A 15942-nucleotide genomic window follows, 5' to 3' on the forward strand; every position below is an offset into this window, starting at 1 on the left:
CCACGACGAACCTGCTCCTGGTCACGTCCCAGAACGCCAGCTCCGGCACCGGCAGCGCAGGCCGACGGAGTCGCGTTCCGGTGGGCCGACCGGGCCCGCGACGAGGAGGGTTTCCTGCTGGAGGACCGGCCCGCCGGCCGGCCCGACTACCGCGTGACCGCCGTGCTGGCGCCGGACGTCAACGCGTTCGGCCTGGTGACCCTGCCCGAGGAGCGGCACGCGTCGTACCGGGTGCGCGCCTTCCGCTACGGCCCGCCGTCGAACGTCGTCAGGCTGACGACCGGCGACGACCTCCCATCCCCCACCACCGGAGAAGACTGAGCTCACCATGAACAAGCTGTCCGCGGCCGGAGCGCTCGCGCTGGCCGTCACGTTGGCGCTGAGCGCCTGTTCGAGCGGTACGCCGAGCACATCCGCCGCACCCTCCACCGCGTCCTCCGCCGGGGGCAAGCAGAAGGTCACCTTCCTCGTCTTCCCGTCGCCGAACCTGCCGGAGTCGTACTGGAAGGCCCAGGTCGCGCTGGTGACCAAGGCCAACCCCGACCTCGACGTGGAGCTCGTCGCCGCGCCGTCGGAGTCGGAGCGCAACGACTACGCCAAGCAGCTCGCCGCCTCGGGCCAGCTGCCGGACGTGCAGATCGGCATGCAGGACCTGATCGCGCTGGAGCCGAACCTGGCGGCCTGGACCGAGCAGGAGCTCAAGGACTTCATCTGCCCGACCTGCGGGGCGGTCAACGGCAAGGTGCTGCAGCTGCCGGCCAACACCCAGACGATCCCGAACGTCTACTACAGCAAGAAGCTGTTCAAGAAGGCCGGGATCGAGGCGCCGCCGAAGACGTACGCCGAGCTGCTCGCCGACGCCGGCAAGCTCCAGGCCGCCGGGATCACGCCGTTCGTGAGCGGCGGGGTGTTCGTCACCTCCCAGCCGTGGACCGCCATCCTGGCCACCGACCTGTACGCCAGGACGCCCGACTGGATCGCCAAGCGGCGCGCAGGGCAGGTCACCTTCGCCGGTGACCCGGCCATGAAGGCGGCCACGCAGAAGTTCGCCGACCTGGCCGCCAAGGGCTACATCGACAAGCGGCAGATCGGCCAGGACTACCCGAAGACGCAGGAGGCGTTCCTGGGCGGCAAGGGCGCGATGTACCCGATGGGGAGCTGGTTCGCCGCCGCGGCCGACCAGTCGGAGACGAAGGACGACATCGGCGTGTTCGCCTGGCCGAGCGACGACGGGAGCCTGCATCTCCCGGCGTTCACCGGCGGCGGCCTGTCCGTCAGCGCCACGGCCAAGAACATGGCCGCGGCCAAGAAGTTCGCGCTGGCCTTCCAGCTCACCAAGGAGAACCTGGACGCCTCGGTCAAGGCCGACGCGCTCTTCCCCGCCGTCAAGGGCTACACGCCGCCGTCCACCACCGGCCCGGTCTTCAAGGCCGTGTACGACCTGTGGCAGCAGGCGCTCCGGCAGAACGCGACCGTCCCGGCGTTCAGCTGGGAGGCGGGCGACGCGGCGATGCTGCCCGGCATGCAGGGCAAGTTCTGGTCGACCGCGCAGGACCTGGTCAGCGGCAAGAAGACGACGGACCAGGCGCTGGCTTTCCTCGACACCGAATGGGAGAAGAGCGGCTGATGGCCGTCAGCACCACCCATCGCAGGCCCGGCACGCTCACCCGCCCAGGGAGCAGGCGGCCGGCGTGGCCGGGCCTGTGGCACTTCCTGACGTTCGCGGCGCCGGGCACGCTCGTCTACACGTGCCTGGTCCTGCTGCCGATCGCGATGAGCGTCGGCTACAGCCTCACCAACCAGGCGCTCCTCAGGCCGAACACGCAGTTCGTGGGCCTGCGCAACTACGCGCTGCTCCTGCGGGACGAGACGTTCCTGAACTCGCTGCGGGTCACCACGATCCTGACGCTGATCGTGGTCATCGTCCCGAACGTGCTCGGCGTGGCCGTCGCCGTCGTCCTCGACCGGCGCGGCTGGCTCTACAACGCGCTGCGCAGCGTCTTCTTCACGCCGATGGTGATCAGCTCGGTGGTCATCAGCGTGATCTGGACGCGCGTGCTCGCCGACGACGGGCCGGTCAACCAGGGGCTGCGGGCCCTCGGCGTGGCCGAGCCGCCGGGCTGGCTGTCCGACCCGGACATCGCGCTGTACTCGCTGGCGTCCATCGTCTGCTGGCAGATGCTCGGCTTCTGCGTGGTCGTCTACCTGGCCGGGCTGCAGGGCGTGCCGCAGGAGCTGGCCGAGGCGGCCGCGATCGACGGGGCCGGCCCGCTGCGCCGCTTCTGGAAGGTGACCTGGCCGCTGCTGGCGCCCGCGCTGACCATCAACACCGTCGTGTTGCTGATCTCGGCGTTCAAGATCTTCGACCACGTGAAGGTCATCACGAACGGCGGCCCGGGCACGGGCACGACGGCCAGCGTGGCGTTCGTCGTCCTCCAGGAGGGGTTCGTGGAGAACCGCACCGGTTACGCCTCCGCCGAGGCGGTCGTCATGCTCGTCGTCATCGCCGCCCTGTCGGTGGTCACGCTGCGGATCCTGCAGCGCAGGGAGGTGCAGCTATGACCGGTTCGCGGCTGCCGTGGGTGCGCCCGCTGGTGGCGCTGGTCATCGGCGCGGTCTTCTTCATCCCCCTCTACATCGCGCTGATCAACGTCTTCAAGGCGAGCGGCCAGGTCTCCCGCGACACGATGTCGTTGCCCGATCCGTTCACCCTGGACAACCTCACCCGCGTGCTGACCGACCCCGACAGCCTCTTCTGGTCGTCGCTGCGCACCAGCGTCGTGGTCACGTCGCTGTCGATCGTCATCCTGACGCTGCTGTCGGCCATGCTGGGCCACTACCTGGCGCGGCACACCCAGTGGTGGTCGCGCGCGGTCATGGTGCTGCTGCTGTGCGGGCTGATGATCCCGCCGCAGGTCATCCTCATCCCGGTCACGCAGGTGCTGAAGTCGCTCGGGCTGATGTCCACGCTCCAGGGGCTCATCCTGTTCAACGTCGGCTACTACGTGCCGTTCGGGGTGTTCGTCTTCTCCGGGTTCATGAAGGGCATCCCGCGCGAGCTGGAGGAGGCGGCCGCGATCGACGGGGCGACGCGCTGGCAGACGTTCTGGCGCGTCGTCTTCCCCCTCCTGCGGCCGGCCACCGCGAGCGTGCTGATCTTCCTCGGGGTGTGGATCTGGAACGACTTCCTCAACCCGCTGATCATTTACGGCCCCCGCGAGGGCACCACGATCATGACGGGCGTGTACAAGTCGCTCGGCCAGTACGCGGCGGACTTCGGCGGCATGTTCGCGCTGATGTTCCTGGCCACGCTGCCGATCCTGGTCTTCTACCTGTTGCTGCAGAAGCAGTTCGTCAAGGGCCTCACGGGCGGCGCGACGAAGGGGTGACGGTCTCCTCCAGGCGGATGCCCGGGGGCAGGCCCTTGACCGTGGCGGTGCCGTCGTGGTCCACCCGTACCTCGACCTCGGCGTCCGCCACGCGCAGCCCGGCGGTCAGCGCGCCCAGGGGCGCGCCGGACAGCGGGCGCAGCTCCACCCGGCCCGCCGGCACGTCGGGGTAGAGCCCGGTGGCCGTGTGGGCGATGACGACCGCGGCGGCGGCCGACCACGCCTGGGGGCGGCAGGAGGCCGGGTAGGCCACCGGACGGCCCACCCGGTCCCGGGCGTCGCCCGCGAACAGCTCCGGCAGCCGGTAGCCGAACGACTCGGCCGCCTCCAGCAGGCCTTCGGCCAGGGTGGTGGCCTGCTCGTCGAAGCCCTCCCTGGCCAGACCGGCGATGACGATGGCCGTGTCGTGCGGCCAGACGGATCCGCAGTGGTACGACAGCGGGCTGAACCCGCCCTCCTCCGACGACATCGTCCGCAGCCCGAACGCCTCCGCCATGCCGGGCGAGGCCAGCAGGCCGGCGACCCGGGCCGACTCCTCGCGCAAGAGCAGGCCGGTGCCGAGCAGGTGGCCGATGTTGCTGGTCAGGGAGTTCACGGGGCGCTTGTCGCGGTCGAGGGCGAGCGCCGGGAAGGGGCCCTGGGGCCCGTCGACCCAGAAGGCGGCGCGGAAGCGCTCGGCCAGCGCCCCGGCGTAGTCTCGCCATCGGCCGGCTCCCGGGAGGTCGAAGGCGTCCAGGAGGGCGGCCCCGTGCAGGGCGGCCTGGTGGGCGTAGCCCTGCACCTCCGCCAGCGCGATCGGCGGTTCGGCCTGGCGGCCGTCGTGGAAGCGCACCGAGTCGCCCGAGTCCTTCCAGCCCTGGTTGGCCAGGCCGCGCCCGCTGGAGTCGATGTACTCGAGGAACCCGTCCCCGTCGGGGTCGGCGTGGTCGGCGAGCCAGCCCAGCGCGGCCTGGAGATTCGGCAGCAGCGCCCGCACCTCGGAGTCCGGCAGGCCCCAGCGCCACGCGTCGTGCAGCAGGCTGATCCAGAGCGGGGTGGCGTCGATGGTGCCGTAGTAGGCGGCGGGCAGCCGCCCGCCCTTGTCGTCCAGGTCGAAGGCGTCCCGGCGCAGCTCGTGCATGACCTTGCCCGGGGCCTCGCCGGAGCCCGGGTCGAGGCGCCGGCCCTGGCGGCGGGCCAGGACGCGCAGGGTGCCCGCGGCCAGCCGGGTGCCGAGCGGGAGCAGCATGCGCGCCGCCCAGATGCTGTCCCTGCCGAAGAGGGTCAGGAACCAGGGCGCGCCGGCCGCGAGGAAGGTGTCACCGGGCTCGCCGGGCTCGGCCAGCCGCAGCGACCGCAGGTCTTCGAGCGACTGGTCCAGCAGCCGGGTGACGCGCCGGTCGGCGGCGGTGACGTGCGGCGGGGTCCATTCGAGGGTCGCGGCGGGGGGCACGACGACCGCGGCGGGGTCCTCGACGGCGAGCTCCCAGCGCAGGGTGGCCCGGCCGCGGGGCGGCAGGCTCACCTCCCACAGCAGGCAGGCCCCGTCGCCCGCCGTCGCGTGGGCGCCGTGGCCGGTGACGGTGACGCGGGCGCTGTCGGCGTGCCCGGTCAGGCGTCCGTCCCCGGCCGCGCCCGCCGGTACGGGGGTGCCGGAGCGCCCCGACTTGACCGCCTCGACGGCCGCGAAGTCGCAGGCCAGCTCGACGGTGACGGTGGCCGTGACCGGCGACGACGCGGTGGAGACGATCTCCACCTGCTCGCCCATGCCGAACGGCGACACCTCCCGCGAGCGCTCGATCCGGACCGTGGGGTCGATCGTGCGGTCGCCGAGCCAGCGGGCCAGGGACACGAACCGGGCCTGGCCGGCGGCCCCGGGCGCGTACCCGATGGACTCCGGCTCGCGCCCGTCCACGAGGAGCCGGGCCTGGGACAGCACCCGGCGGTCCGCGCAGAAGAGCCCCTGCACGCCGGCCTGACGGATCTGGCCGTCGGCGTCGCTCAGCGCGCTCGCCGGCGCCATGACGGTGCTGACCAGATCGTGCAGCAGCGGCTGAAGCACTACGTTTCCCCCTGAGGTCAGATCAATGATCACCCGGGTCTTGACAGACGGACGCCGGGGGTGCAGATTTCGAAACACTCCGCTAACTTTGAACGATCAAATCATGCCTCACCAGACTTTGAACGTTCAACCCCCTCGAAAGGCGTTTTATGGCGGAAAAGGTGACGATCACCGATGTGGCGAAGGCAGCAGGCGTGTCGCGCCAGACGGTGTCGAACACGCTCAATAGCCCGGAAGTGGTCCGAGAGGAGACCCGCAAGCACGTCCTCGAGGTGATCGAGCGGCTCGGCTACCGAGCCAACCAGGCCGCCCGCCAGATGCGCACCGGCCGCTCCCGCCTGATCGCCATCGGCATCGAGCCCGACGGCGACGGGATCAGCGGCTCGTGGGCCGACCGCTTCCTGCACCGCCTGTCGGAGACGGCCGCGCAGGAGGGGTACCGGATCCTGCTCTACACCGCCGCGGACGACCACGCGGAGATCGCGACGTACGAGGACCTGCTCGGCGCGTACAAGCCGGACGCGTTCGTGCTGACCGGCACCCACCACGACGACCTGCGCGCGTCCTGGCTGCTGGAGCGCGGGCTGCCGTTCGTGGCGTTCGGCCGGCCCTGGAGCGACCTGCCCGACGCGCGCCATCCGTGGGTGGACGTGGACGGCGCCGCGGGCACCGAGGCCGCCACCCGCCACCTGCTGGCCGCCGGTCACCGGCGCATCGGCTTCATCGGCTGGCCGCCCGGCTCGGGCGTGGGCGACGACCGCCGCGAGGGCTGGGCGAGAACGCTGACCGGCCACGATCTGGGCGGGTTGCAGCGAGCGGTCGAGGACGGCATCGCGGCCGGGGAGAGCGCGGCCCGCGACCTGCTCGCGGCCGACCCCGGCGTGACCGCCCTGGTGTGCGCGAGCGACTCCCTCGCCCTCGGCGCGCTGCAGGCCCCCGAGCCCGGCCGCCCCGTCGCGGTGATCGGCTTCGACGACACGCCCGCCGCCAGGGCCGTCGGCCTCACCAGCGTCCACCAGCCGCTCGGCGAGGCCGCCGCGGCCTGCGTCGACCTGCTCGCCCGTGCCCTGGAGAGCCCCGACGCCGAGCCGCCGTCGGCGCACGTGCTGCTGCCCCCCTCTTTGACCATCCGCAAGTCCGCCTGACCCTTAACCCCCCACAACGCGAGAACAGGAACCACCCCGATGACGTCACGTAACCGCCGCGCCGCCGCGGTCAGCGGCCTCGCCTGCGCCACGCTCGTTCTGTCGGCCTGCGGCAGCGGCTTCGACGACAAGCCGAGCCAGGCCCCCCAGCAGAGCGGCGGCCAGGTCAACCTGCAGATCCTCATCGGCTCCTCCGGCGAGGCGGAGACCGCGGCCGTCAAGCAGGCCGCCCAGACCTGGGCCTCCTCGGCGGGCGCGGCCGCGACGGTGACGCCCGCGCAGGACCTCGCCCAGCAGCTCGGCCAGGCCTTCGCCGGTGACAGCCCCCCGGACGTGTTCTACGTGGACGCCTCCCGCTTCGCCGACTACGCCAGCGTCGGCGCCCTGGAGCCCTACGGCGACAAGATCAGCCAGCCCGACGACTTCTACCCCTCCCTGCGCACGGCGTTCACCCGTGACGGCAAGCTCTACTGCGCGCCCAAGGACTTCTCCACCCTCGCGCTGATCGTCAACAAGGACCTGTGGTCCAAGGCCGGGCTCACCGACGCCGACGTGCCGACCACCTGGGAGCAGCTCACCTCGGTCGCCGAGAAGCTCAAGGCGAAGGACGTCACCCCGCTGGCGATCGGCCCGACCCGCGACCGCGTCGGCGCGTTCATGGTGCAGGCCGGCGGCTGGCTGACCAGCCCCGACGGCAAACAGGCCACCGCCGACAGCCCGCAGAACCTCGCGGCCCTCGAGTACGTGCGCTCGCTGGTGTCGGCCAAGCTGGCCCGCTACCCCGACCAGCTCGACGCGGGCTGGGGCGGCGAGGCGTTCGGCAAGGGCAAGGCCGCCATGACCATCGAGGGCAACTGGATCAAGGGCGCGCTCAAGGCGGACTTCCCCGACGTCAAGTACTCGGTCCACGAGCTGCCGGCCGGCCCCAAGGGCAAGGGCACGCTGTCGTTCACGAACTGCTGGGGCATCTCCGCCAAGAGCAAGCACAAGGAGCAGGCCATCTCGTTCGTCGAGGCGATGACCAAGGCCGACCAGCAGATGACCTTCGCCAAGGCGTTCGGCGTCATGCCCTCGCGCCAGTCCGCCAAGGCCGCCTACACCGCCGAGTTCCCCGACGACGGCCCCTTCGTCAACGGCGCCGACTACGCCCAGGGCCCCGTGAACGCCCCCAAGATGGACAGCGTCCTGGCCGACTTCGACACCGGGCTGCAGCAGCTGGCCACCACCGCGCCCAAGACGCTGCTCCAGCGGACGCAGAAGAACATCCAGGCCGCGCTCGGCACGTCATGACCATCAGCAAGACTCGTGAGAACCTGGCGGGCTGGCTCTTCGTGGCCCCCGTCGTGGTGATCCTGGGCCTGTTCCTGCTGGCGCCGATCCTCATGGCGCTGTGGGTGAGCCTGACCGACTGGAACGGGCAGGGCAGCCCGTTCCGGGGCAGCGTGCCGTTCGTCGGCGTGGACAACTACACCCGCCTGTTCACCGAGGACGGGCTGGCCAGGCAGGACTTCATGACGAGCGTCCGCAACAACGTCTACTACGTGGCCATCGTGGTCCCGTTGCAGACCGTGCTGGCGCTCGGCCTGGCCCTGGTCGTCAACAGCCGGCTGCTGAAGGGCCGGACGTTCTTCCGCGCCGCGTTCTTCTTCCCGTCGGTGACCAGCTCGGTGGCGATCAGCGTGGTGTTCCTGTTCGTGTTCGCCAACTCCGGCGCGGTCAACGCCCTGCTGGGGATGTTCGGCGTCGACGGGCCCCAGTGGTTCGCCGACTCGCGCGGGGTGCTGCACCTGCTGCTCGGGTCCGTCGGCCTGGTCGATCCGGCGGCCCCGCCGGAGGCGCTGACCTCCGGCGGGCCGTTCGGGCTGTCGTGGTGGGAGTGGCTGTCCGGGCCCAGCGTGGCGATGACGACCATCATCGCGCTGGTCGTCTGGACCACGTCGGGGACGTTCATGCTCATGTTCCTGGCGGCGCTGCAGGACATCCCGGTGTCGCTGGAGGAGGCCGCCATGCTGGACGGGGCGGGCCGCCGCCAGGTCTTCCGGCGCGTGACGCTGCCGCTGCTCAAGCCGACCATGTTTCTGGTGCTCACGCTGGGGCTGATCTCGACGTGGCAGGTCTTCGACCAGGTGTACGTGATGAGCCAGGGCAATCCCGCCAAGACCACCCTGACGCCGGCGTTCCTGTCGTACCAGACGGCCTTCCGCAGTTTCGAGTACGGCTCGGGCACCGCGATCTCGTTCGTGCTGTTCGCCATCATCGTGGTGCTGACCCTGGTCCAGCGCTGGGTGATGAGAGAGAGGCGTCATGCGTAAGGACAACGCGCGGTCGCTGGCCTCCACGTTCGCCGGCTACTGCATCCTGATCTTCTTCGCGCTCGTCTTCCTCTACCCGTTCGTCATCCAGATCGCCGCCTCCTTCAAGACCGAGTCGGACGCGGCGGCGCACCCCCTGTCGCCCATCCCCGACCCGGTGACGCTGGGCGGCTACGAGAAGGTGTTCCTCAACACCGACCTGCCGCTGTGGCTGGGCAACTCGTTGCTGGTGACCGTGGTCATCACGGTCGGGCGCGTGCTGCTCGACTCCATGGCCGGGTACGCGCTGGCGCGGCTGCGCTTCCCGGGGCGGCGGGCGATCTTCTCGACGATCATCGCGATGCTGGCGGTGCCGGGCGTGGTGCTGTTCATCCCGAAGTTCCTGGTGCTGAACCAGTTCGGCATGTACGACAGCTACACCGCGCTGATCCTGCCGGTGATCGCGGACGCGGCCGGGGTGTTCATCATGAAGCAGTTCTTCGAGTCGCTGCCGGTCAGCGTCGAGGAGGCGGCGAAGGTGGACGGGGCGGGCGTCTTCCGCACGTACTGGTCGATCGTGCTGCCGATGGCCCGGCCCGCGCTGCTCACGCTCACCATCATCTCCTTCCAGGGCTCCTGGAACGAGTTCGCGCACACGCTGGTGGCGGTGCAGAACCCCGAGCTGTTCACGCTGCCGCGAGGGCTGGCCGACCTGGTGAGCGGGTCGCTGGGCAAGGGCACGCAGTATCCGCTCAAGCTGGGGGCCGCGCTGATGGCGACCATTCCGGTGGCGGTGGTGTTCGTGATCTTCCAGCGGTACTTCGTGCGCGGCGCGAACGAGGGCTCCGACAAGGGCTGACCGTTCCTCTGGACGTCAGCGGATGTTCAGAAGCACCCCCTAGATTCCGGTCACGTGAAAGTCGATGACAGATCTTCCCTGCTCACCCGTCGTTCCCTCCTCGCCGGCGCGCTCTCCGGAGCGGGCCTCGCCGTCCTGGGCGGCACCGCCGCCCAGGCGGCCACGCTCGGGAGGGCACCCCGGGTTCTGATCGCCACGAACGAGCCGTGGGGCACCTACCACGTGGCCCCGCTGCTCCCGGAGGCGCGGCGGCGCGGGTGGGAGATCACGCAGCTGGTGCCCGACCTGACGGGGATCAAGCCGGGCGACCCGGTGCCGGTCGCGACGCCGGACCGCGTTCCGGACGCCGACCTGCTCGTCGTGACGGGCGCCGGGGACTGGCCGGCGGAGTGCGCCGCCCGGTTCTCGCGGCTGCCGTTGGTCGCGAGCTCGCTCGCGTACCAGCTGCCGGTCGAGGCGCCCCGCGCGAAGGAGTTCCGCGACCGGCTCAGGGCGATCACCGCGTCCTCGCCGGCCGAGGCCAAGGTGTTCGACGACTACCTGGGCACGCGCCGCCCGATCACGGTCGTCGGCACCCCGCAGACCGACGACCTGCCCAGGCACGCGCCCGAGCCCGGCACCGTCCTGGTGGCCACCAGCGTGACCAAGTCCAGCAGCACGGGCGGCTCGGCCCCCGGCACCGAGCTGCTGCTGGCCGCGGCCGATCGGCTGGCGGCGGCGGGCAAGCACATCCTCGTGGGGCTGCACCCCCGCGAGGACCGCTCGCTCTGGGAGAAGTACGAGATCAGCTCCGTGCCGTCGGTCCAGGCGTCGGCCCGGGCCGAGGCCGCCATCGGCATCCCGGGCACGGTCTTCCCGGTGGTCGCGGCCGTGGGCGTCCCGCTGGTGGGCTGCACGGACCCGCGCCTGAACATCCCCGCCTACCTGCTGAGCGTCTGCTCCCACACGATCACCACCGCGGACGAGGCCGTGACCGCCGTGGCGGGGGCCGAGCCGGTGTCGCGGGAGGTGCTGTACGAGGCCGTCGGCCCCATCGGCGGCTCGGCCCGCCGGCTGCTGAAGGCGTGGCGGAAGGCCGGCGTCCGGGTCTAGCGGGTCATCGTCTGGCGCAGCCGCTCGGCCTGCTCGCGCAGGGGTTGCGGGATCAGCTCGACGAGCTGGTCCGGCCTGAGCGGCAGGTCGAGCAGGCTGAGCTTGACCCGCTTGCGCTGGGCGTAGGTGTCGGCGTCGAACCGTACGACGTCCACCGCGTCCGTGCGCAGCCGCGCGGACAGCTCGGCTCCGGGCCCGAGCTGCCTGGCGGGGGTGCCGTCCACGGAGAAGAGCAGCGTCATGTCGTCCGACGGGTTGCGCAGCACGATGTGGTCGTCCTTGCCGAGGATGACCGAGCGGCTGATGCCGGACATCGGGGCCACCGGGGTCAGGGCGACGGCCTCGGTGGACGGGGAGATGATGGGGCCGCCGGCCGCGTGGTTGTAGGCCGTCGAGCCGGTCGGGGTGCAGACGATCACCGCGTCCGCGCGGTAATAGCCGTGCCTCAGGCCGTTGACCTCGAGGTCGAGGGTCAGGCTGGACAGCGGATCGGCGGCGGTGACCACGATGTCGTTGAACGCGGTGTGGTCGTCGGCCTCCAGGCAGCTGTGCGGTTCGAGGGTGTAGTGGCCCTCGGCCAGGCGGTCGAGGGCCGGCTCCAGCTCCGACGGGGTCACCTCGATGAGGAAGCCCAGGTGCCCGTGGTTGACGCCGAGCACCGGCGCCTGGCGGCCGACCACCAGGCGCATCGCGCCCAGCATGGTGCCGTCGCCGCCCAGGCTGATCACTCTGGTCACCCGCTCGACGAAGTCCTCGGGCGTGACGATCTCGACCTCCGGCCCCACTCGCCCGGCGTCGCACCGCCGGGCGATGACCACGCCTCCGGCGCGCCGCGCGTGCCGGAGGATCAGCCGTACGGAGTCCTGCACCGGCCGGTCGGGGTGCACCACCAGCCCAAGAGTGAAGTGCTTCACGTGGTGCCCCCTACCCAGCGATGCGGTCAGCGGACCTTTCGGATGGGAATCACCGTCAGGGCGCCGAGCACGGCGAACACCAGGGCGGCCGTGAAGGCGGCGGGATAGTTGTCGGTGCCGCCGCCGATGGTGAGGAAGAGCGGGGCGATCAGCGGGGCCAGCGACTGGGGCAGCGAGTTGGCGATCTGGAAGACGGCCAGGTCCTTGGCCGCGTTGTCGGGGTTGGGCAGGACCCGCACGACCAGCGCGATGTCGACGGCCATGTACGCCCCGGTCCCCAGGCCCAGGATCAGCGAGCCGACCAGGTACTGGGGGTAGGTGGTGGTGAAGCCGAGGGTCAGCAGGCCCACGCCCATGATCAGGGATGCCACCAGCACGAAGACCTTCCTGCGTCCCAGCCGGTCGGACAGCCAGCCGCCGATCGTGGCCGTGACCAGCGAGCCGCAGGTGAAGACGAGCGTGGCGGTGAAGACCAGCGACACGGCCTCGGTGGGGCTGTAGCCGAGGCGGTCGGTGATGACGTAGAAGCCGAACGTCAGCTTGAACGCGTTCCCGGTGAAGATCAGGAAGCGGCCGGCGAAGGCCCAGCCGAAGTCGCGGTGGGCGAAGGGGTTGACCCACAGGCTGCGCAGCAGGTCGAGGGGGCGGAACGGGCCGAGCGCGGCCCGGTCTGCGGGACGGTCGGGCAGGAACGCGATCAGCAGCCCGAGCGCGACGAACGCGAAGACCCCCGGCAGCAGGAACATGAGAAACGTGCTGCCGGCGACGGACGTGGTGATGAACGTGCCGGCCAGGATGCCGACGTTGCTCATCAGGCCGATGACGCCGGAGACCCGTCCGCGCTGCCGCTCCGGTATGTGGTCGGGGTTGATGGCGTTGAGCGCGGCCTGGGCGGCGTTGTAGCCGGCCTGGGTGACGCACCAGCCGAGCAGGATGGTGGGGACGTTCTGCGCGAGCGCCATGATGAGCAGCCCCGCCGCCCCCGCGAGGGCGCCGCCAGCCAGCCACGGACGGCGGCGGCCGAAGCGGCTGGTGGTGCGGTCGGAGAGGTTGCCCCAGATGGGGGTGATGGCCATGGACAGGAACGCGCCCACGGACAGGATGAGCCCGAGGCCGGCGGCCTTGGTGTCGGGGGCGACGGCGCCGACCTTGACCGAGAGGGTCACGGTGATCGGGGTCAGCAGGGCGGCCCAGAGGCCGAGCTGGCCGAAGGCGTACAGGGCGATGAAGCGGGTGCTCGCGGGGGCGGCCGGCGCGTCGTGCGGGCCGGTCGCGGCCGGGGTCGGGAGAGCGGTCACGGGGACCTCCGGAGGTGGAGCAGGGGGGTCAGTTGTGGAGCAGGTCGAGGTCGTCGGCGAGGTCGTGCAGCGAATACGGCGGGGTCGCGCCGTCGGTGACGGCGGCGTGCAGGTGACGCCAGGCGGCGCGGTAGGCGCTCTCGTACAGGGTGGGGAGCAGGCGTTCGCCGTCCGCGTCGGTGCGGGCGACGGTGGCCGGGCGGGCCGTCGCGGGATCGGGGAACGAGAGCCGCCACTGGACGGCCGGCCCCAGCACGTCCAGCCGCGCCCGCCGGGTGCCCAGGCCGGAGACGGCCGCGGCGAGGTGCACGGGCACGTCGCCGACGTGGGCCCGCGCGAGGTGCCCGTGGGCGTCGGCCTGGATCACCTCGACCGCCCGGGCGGGGCCTATCGCGGTACGCAGCAGGGCGAGCTGGTCGAGCAGGACGTCCGGCGGCGAGCTCCCGGCTGGGACCGTCGCGGTCACCTCGATGAGCGAGGCGTCCTCGGCGTCCAGGGCTCCGGCGAGGGCCGCGACCGCCGGATCGAGCGCCCACGGCCCGGCCACGACGACGGGGACTCCGGCCGCGGCCGCACGTCCGGCGAGCTCCCGCACGTCCGCGACACCGCCCGCGGCGACCCCGGCGACCCCGGCGAGCAGGATGCCGGTGGGTCGGGCGTCCAGGGCGGCGCGCAGGGCGGTCAGGGTGGGGACTGCGACGACCGTGCCGGTGGTAGGGCCGCCGGGGGTGGCGGGGCGGAAGTACTTGGGCAGCGAGGCCAGGGTGGCGTGAACGGCGGGGTGGTCGGTGCTCCCGGAGAGGGTGACGGGCAGCGGTTCGAGGGTGGTGCTGGTCATGCGGCGGTTCCTTGGAGCAGCAGGTCGGCGGCGCGTTCCGCGAGGTCCAGCGCGTAGGCGAGGTCGTCGACGAGGTCGGACGCGGCGTAGCGGAGCGGTTCGGCACCGGTGGCCAGGGCGGCGAGGTGCTGCCACTCGCCGGTGTAGCCGTTGTCGGGGTGGGGGCCGAAGGTGTGCAGGCCGGTGGGGGTGCGGAGCTCCGCGGTGGCCGAGCCGGCGCGCACGTACGACGGGGTGAAGTCGAGCCGCAGCTCGCCGCCGTCGCCCCACACCTCGAAGCTCCACTCCTCCCGCCAGCCCCGGTGCAGGTAGCCGATGAGCTCGGCGGTCCGCCCGCCGCCCTGGAAGGTCAGGACGTAGCCGAACGGGCTGAGCGGCCGGGCGACGTCCACGCGCTCGACGCGCGGCAGGAAGCGCCGTACCAGCGGGAGGTTGTGGATGGCCAGGCCGAGAACGGCTCCCCGGATGGACGCCGCCCGCACCGCCGGGTCCGACGGGTCGCCGGCGCGGACCGGGAACACCGGTTCGGCGTGCAGCTGGGTCGCCAGCGTCTCGAAGCGCGCGTTGGGCGGGAGCACGATGCGCGAGCGGATCCGGCGGGCGGTGGCGGGCAGGTCGCCCCAGTGCCGCTCGGCGGCCAGCCACGCCGGGTCGTAGGTGTGCATGGCGCCGACCACGATCGGGACACCGGTGTCGCGTGCCGCCTTGGCGATCCCGCGGGCGTCGTCCAGGGTCGTGGCCAGCGGCTTCTCCACCAGGACCGCCTTCTTCCCCGCCGCGCAGGCGGCCTCGGCCTGCTCGGCGTGGAAGGCGTGCGGGCTGCACACGGCGACGATCTCGACGGCGGGGTCGGCGAGCAGCTCTTCGACGGAGGTGCCGTGGGCGGCCCCGGCGCGGGCGGCGACCGCGGCCGCGGTGCCCTCGTCCACGTCCATGACGCGGGCCACGTGCAGCCGGTCGGACAGCCCGGCGACGGCGGGGAGGTGGATGGCCTGGGTGACCGGGCCCGCTCCGATGAATCCGACGCCGACGGTCATCGACGCTCCTCTGCGGTGGTGAGGTGTTCGGTGACCCACCGGCGCGACAGGATCGCGCTGTCCTTGGGGGTGCCGTGGTCGGGTACGTCGACCTCGACCACCAGCCACCCGCCGAAGCCCGCGGGCAGCGCGGCGAGCGCTCCTTCGAGATCCACGTCGCCCTGACCCGGCTCGGTCCACAGGTGGCGGGCCACGGTGGCCTCCCGGTAGTCCGCGCCCGCCTCGCGGGCCTGCCGGGTGACGGCGGTGTGGACGTCCTTGAGGTGGGCCGCGCCGACCCGGTCGCGGTAGCGGGTGATCAGTTCGGCCGGATCCGCGCCCGCCCAATGGAGGTGGCCGGTGTCGGGCCCGAAGGAGAGCAGTTCCGGGGCGATGGCGTCCAGGACCGCGCGGGTCTCCTCCTCGGTCTCGATCCAGGTGCCGACGTGCGGATGCAGGCACGGGCGCAGCCCCTCGCCGGTGATGACCTCGCAGGTCCTGGCGAGGTTCTCGATGACGGTGGCGAGCCTGCCCGGGTCGTACGCGGCGCCGGTCGCGGGTGCGGCGAGCCGTTCCGGGGTGAGGGCCGAGGCGATGAACACCTCGGTCATGCCGAGCGCGGCCTGCGTTCCCGCGTGCCGCCTGGCGTGTTCGAGGAGGCCGGGCATCGCCTCGGGGTTCTCGTACGTGCCCTGGAAGTAGCCGGGCGCGGGGGCGAGTCCGTACTCGCCGAGGAGGGCCAGGTAGGCGGCCGCCGAGGTGCCTTCGGGCACATCGGCCTGGACGGCGGTGAAGCCCGCCTCGGCGATCTCGGCGAAGGCGGTGCGCAGGGTGGGGACGTCCAGCGTGAAACCGGACGGCCCGAGCAGCCAGGGTAGCGGGTTGATGCCGATCATCTCGGGGTCCTTCCAAGGGCGCGAGCATGTGGCGTCGCGCCTGCTCCAGGGCGTAACGGAGCCCATCGGGGAAATGTGATCGAGTGTTAACCTTTGGGACTCAAAACGTAAACGCCTGATAGCTTTTGACGCAAGAGGTTGATCCGAAGATTTTCCGTGGGAG

At 71.8% G+C, this 15942-nt stretch carries 15 protein-coding genes; 9 read left to right on the plus strand and 6 right to left on the minus strand.

The genetic code is table 11. The features are described 5' to 3' along the window. From ACWEPL_RS57285 to ACWEPL_RS57300, 4 genes are all read left to right on the plus strand, one after another. The coding region (locus ACWEPL_RS57285; RefSeq protein WP_452441631.1) for a hypothetical protein at nt 1–321 on the plus strand (321 nt) is incomplete at its 5' end. A 7-nt stretch (nt 322–328) separates the two neighbouring features. Beyond that, the gene (locus tag ACWEPL_RS57290; RefSeq protein ID WP_452441632.1) at nt 329–1627 is read left to right on the plus strand and encodes an ABC transporter substrate-binding protein; all 1299 of its coding nucleotides are present in this window, start codon (nt 329–331) and stop codon (nt 1625–1627) included. Beyond that, nucleotides 1627–2562 (plus strand): carbohydrate ABC transporter permease, encoded by a 936-nt coding sequence (locus ACWEPL_RS57295; RefSeq protein WP_397367941.1) that lies wholly within the window; start codon nt 1627–1629, stop codon nt 2560–2562. Before ACWEPL_RS57290 ends, ACWEPL_RS57295 begins: the two co-directional genes overlap by 1 nt. Continuing rightward, nucleotides 2559–3389: a carbohydrate ABC transporter permease gene (locus ACWEPL_RS57300; RefSeq protein ID WP_350742823.1), complete on the plus strand. Its 831-nt coding sequence runs from the start codon at nt 2559–2561 to the stop codon at nt 3387–3389. Before ACWEPL_RS57295 ends, ACWEPL_RS57300 begins: the two co-directional genes overlap by 4 nt. On the opposite strand, the gene ACWEPL_RS57305 is transcribed toward ACWEPL_RS57300, so the two are convergent. Beyond that, entirely contained in the window at nt 3364–5430 is a 2067-nt protein-coding gene (locus ACWEPL_RS57305; protein WP_452441633.1) for an amylo-alpha-1,6-glucosidase, read from the minus strand. The two genes, ACWEPL_RS57300 and ACWEPL_RS57305, sit on opposite strands and share 26 nt — an antisense overlap. A 161-nt stretch (nt 5431–5591) precedes the next feature. On the opposite strand from ACWEPL_RS57305, the gene ACWEPL_RS57310 reads away from it, so the two are divergent. The 5 genes from ACWEPL_RS57310 to ACWEPL_RS57330 are packed head-to-tail and all read left to right on the plus strand — an operon-like array spanning nt 5592 to nt 10817. Further along, entirely contained in the window at nt 5592–6575 is a 984-nt protein-coding gene (locus ACWEPL_RS57310) for a LacI family DNA-binding transcriptional regulator (RefSeq protein WP_363979889.1), read from the plus strand. Between the two features lie 39 nt (nt 6576–6614). Beyond that, a complete protein-coding gene (locus tag ACWEPL_RS57315) occupies nt 6615–7865 on the plus strand; it encodes a sugar ABC transporter substrate-binding protein (RefSeq protein WP_452441634.1) in 1251 nt (416 codons plus the stop codon). Beyond that, on the plus strand, nt 7862–8887 hold the full coding sequence (locus tag ACWEPL_RS57320; RefSeq protein WP_363979883.1) for a carbohydrate ABC transporter permease: 1026 nt from the start codon (nt 7862–7864) through the stop codon (nt 8885–8887). The genes ACWEPL_RS57315 and ACWEPL_RS57320 overlap by 4 nt, the downstream gene beginning before the upstream one ends. Next, nucleotides 8880–9725: a carbohydrate ABC transporter permease gene (locus ACWEPL_RS57325; RefSeq protein WP_350742833.1), complete on the plus strand. Its 846-nt coding sequence runs from the start codon at nt 8880–8882 to the stop codon at nt 9723–9725. Before ACWEPL_RS57320 ends, ACWEPL_RS57325 begins: the two co-directional genes overlap by 8 nt. A 54-nt stretch (nt 9726–9779) precedes the next feature. After that, nucleotides 9780–10817: a hypothetical protein gene (locus tag ACWEPL_RS57330; protein WP_452441635.1), complete on the plus strand. Its 1038-nt coding sequence runs from the start codon at nt 9780–9782 to the stop codon at nt 10815–10817. Here the strand turns inward: ACWEPL_RS57330 and ACWEPL_RS57335 are convergent. The 5 genes from ACWEPL_RS57335 to ACWEPL_RS57355 are packed head-to-tail and all read right to left on the minus strand — an operon-like array spanning nt 10814 to nt 15779. Further along, entirely contained in the window at nt 10814–11731 is a 918-nt protein-coding gene (locus ACWEPL_RS57335; RefSeq protein ID WP_452441636.1) for an NAD(+)/NADH kinase, read from the minus strand. The two genes, ACWEPL_RS57330 and ACWEPL_RS57335, sit on opposite strands and share 4 nt — an antisense overlap. A gap of 26 nt (nt 11732–11757) precedes the next feature. Beyond that, the gene (locus ACWEPL_RS57340; RefSeq protein WP_363979874.1) at nt 11758–13029 is read right to left on the minus strand and encodes an MFS transporter; all 1272 of its coding nucleotides are present in this window, start codon (nt 13027–13029) and stop codon (nt 11758–11760) included. Nucleotides 13030–13057: 28 nt separating this feature from the next. Then, a complete protein-coding gene (locus tag ACWEPL_RS57345) occupies nt 13058–13867 on the minus strand; it encodes a hypothetical protein (RefSeq protein ID WP_452441637.1) in 810 nt (269 codons plus the stop codon). Then, nucleotides 13864–14904, minus strand: coding sequence for a Gfo/Idh/MocA family protein (locus ACWEPL_RS57350; RefSeq protein WP_363979869.1), 1041 nt, complete (start codon nt 14902–14904; stop codon nt 13864–13866). Before ACWEPL_RS57350 ends, ACWEPL_RS57345 begins: the two co-directional genes overlap by 4 nt. Next, complete coding sequence (locus ACWEPL_RS57355) at nt 14901–15779, minus strand: sugar phosphate isomerase/epimerase family protein (RefSeq protein WP_452441638.1); 879 nt, start codon at nt 15777–15779, stop codon at nt 14901–14903. The genes ACWEPL_RS57350 and ACWEPL_RS57355 overlap by 4 nt, the downstream gene beginning before the upstream one ends. Nucleotides 15780–15942: the final 163 nt, after the last annotated feature.

It is taken from the genome of Nonomuraea sp. NPDC004186 (assembly GCF_053603495.1).